Annotated in this window: 1 protein-coding gene; it reads left to right on the forward strand. The window is 52.1% G+C overall.

The window, feature by feature from the left end:
* Window positions 1-299: 299 nt before the first annotated feature.
* Window positions 300-2420: penicillin acylase family protein (locus tag AB4Z11_RS29520; RefSeq protein WP_442029410.1), on the forward strand; the 2121-nt coding region annotated here is incomplete at its 3' end.

Raw genomic sequence — 2420 nt, forward strand, 5'->3', positions numbered from 1 at the left:
TGTCAGTACCCGTTGGCTTGCCTAACGATGAATGTGAACCCATCCGCGTGACGTTTGTCGATGAAGGCCATTAGGGCTTGAGTCGGCGGTCGAGCATCGCTTATCTAAGTATGCGCTCGCTGGTTTGGAAATCGCTGGCGTTGCGAAGCACTTCAACTTCACGTTCTTGGCTTTCAGACGTCCTTGCTTGTCCGTATTCGTACCTTCCGATTTGGCAGTATCACGGCCGGGTAACCAAGCGCCGCAAGGCGATCAATGCAGTGTCAACCCCAGGCAACATAAGCTCCAAGGCCACTTCAGTGAGTTCCCATTCGTTGCTTGAAGCAGCATTGCAACGCTGTGCGAGCCAACTTTGGCAGTCTTGCGAGGTTATATGGCGGTCCAAGAATGTGGTTTTTGGTGAGAATTTTGTTATAGAAATCTATCGAAAAACAACTGAAGCGAAGCATTTTCACCAACTGGAGACAGCAATGAATTGGAAGAAGCGGAGTAAGCTCTGCTTGGCCGCTATGTGCATAGCGGCCTTGAGTGGCTGCGGCGGGAAAAAAGCTGGGGAACCGGACGTGACGCCAATGAGCAAAGATGAGGTCGAGGTAACTCGCACGTCATTTGGGGTGCCGCACGTTAAGGCGACAACCGAAGCCGGTCTAGGCTATGGGTTAGGTTATGCGTACGCGCAAGACAATATTTGTCTCATGGCGGACGCTTTGGTCACAATGGCTGGCGAACGATCAAAGTATTTCGGTCCGAATGAGACATACAGGCTGTTCGGCGGGGTAGGGAACGATGCAGTAGTCAATATTACCAGTGACTTTTACCACAAATATTTGAACGAACCTGAGTCTGTTAAGGCGACACTTGACAGTCAGCCGGCAGAGCTGCAGTCGCTGCTATCAGGGTATGCCCGCGGATATAACCAATACTTAGCATCCGTTGGAAGCAACCGCCTTCCAATTGCCTGCAGGGATAAACCATGGGTGCATCCAATAACGGCAGAGGATCTGATCCGTCTGGTGCGTCACTACACCGTTATGATGAGTGGGGGGGATATAACGCTCATGCAGGCATTTGTGGACGCTGCCCCGCCCACCGGTAACGCGATGGTCAGTTTCCATTCGAAAAAATCACCAAATGTTGCGTGGTCCGGTTTGGCAGAACTATCTCGATCTACTGTGCGCAGATCGGATTGGCCTGAATCCAATTTTGGAAGCAATGCAGTGGCAGTGGGCAAGGAAGCGACAGAAAGCGGACGTGGGCTCCTTTTCGCCAATCCCCATTTCCCATGGGGGTCAATTGCGCGCTTCTACCAGATGCATTTGACTATTCCTGGGAAAATGGATGTGATGGGGGCCTCACTCGGTGGCTTACCGGTGGTTAATATTGGTTTCAATAATAACGTGGCTTGGAGTCATACTGTTAATGGAGCGCCTCGCTTCGTCTTCTACGCGCTCGCACTCGATCCTTCCGACCCGACTAAGTACTATATGGACAATCAGTCCAAATCCATGGTGAGGAAGGAGATTTCCGTTGAGACGACAGTTAACGGCGTTTCCTCTATGGTCAAACGCGTGTTTTATTTCAGTGAGCATGGCCCGATCGTTGTTAATTCTGATCTTGGTGCACTATGGAGCCGGCAGAATGCGGTAGCGTTAGCTGACGTGAATTTCAATAACACTCGTATGCTGCAACAATGGTGGGAATTCGCGCGTGCAACCTCCTCCTCGGACATTAAGGCGTCGTTGGAAAAGACAGTCGGCGTGCCCTGGGTTAATACTATTGCCACCGACCGCGACGGTGCCACATTTTTTGGTGCAGTCACGCCCGTTCCGAATGTAACCGATGCCAAAGCGACAGCTTGCATCCCGCCTCCCTTCGTGCCAATGAAAGCAATGGGGTTCTGGGTTCTGGCCGGCACTACTTCCGCGTGCCTGCTCGACGATGATCCTGGTGCGCCACAAAAGGGGATTTTCGCCGGGAAGAATCTTCCCACCTTGCTTAGAAACGATTATGTTCAGAATAGCAATGATGGCCCATGGATGACTAATCCGTCGCAACCCTTGCGCTCCGTCGCCGAAATTATCGCGCCAAATTCGGGCCCACAAGGTGCAAGAACGCGGCTCGGTGTGACACAGATCGAAGATCGCTTGTCCGGAAAAGATGGATTATCTGGCCGTAAATTCACCGCAGAAAATCTGCAGAAAATTGGCTTGTCCAACGAGCCGTATTTTGCGCGCCTACTGCTCGCTGATTTACGGGAAGCCTGTACAGCGCCTTCAGCCGACATCGTCAAGGCTTGCACAATCCTTGCAGGATGGGACGGCAAAGCCAACAAGGAAAGCGTCGGCTGGCCGTTGTTCCAGCAATGGCTGGCGGTGATGCAGCTTAGCGGGTTGGACTACGACAAGTTGAAAGCAGATCCG

The organism is Pseudoduganella sp. RAF53_2 (assembly GCF_052113985.1).
Lineage (GTDB): Bacteria > Pseudomonadota > Gammaproteobacteria > Burkholderiales > Burkholderiaceae_D > Rugamonas.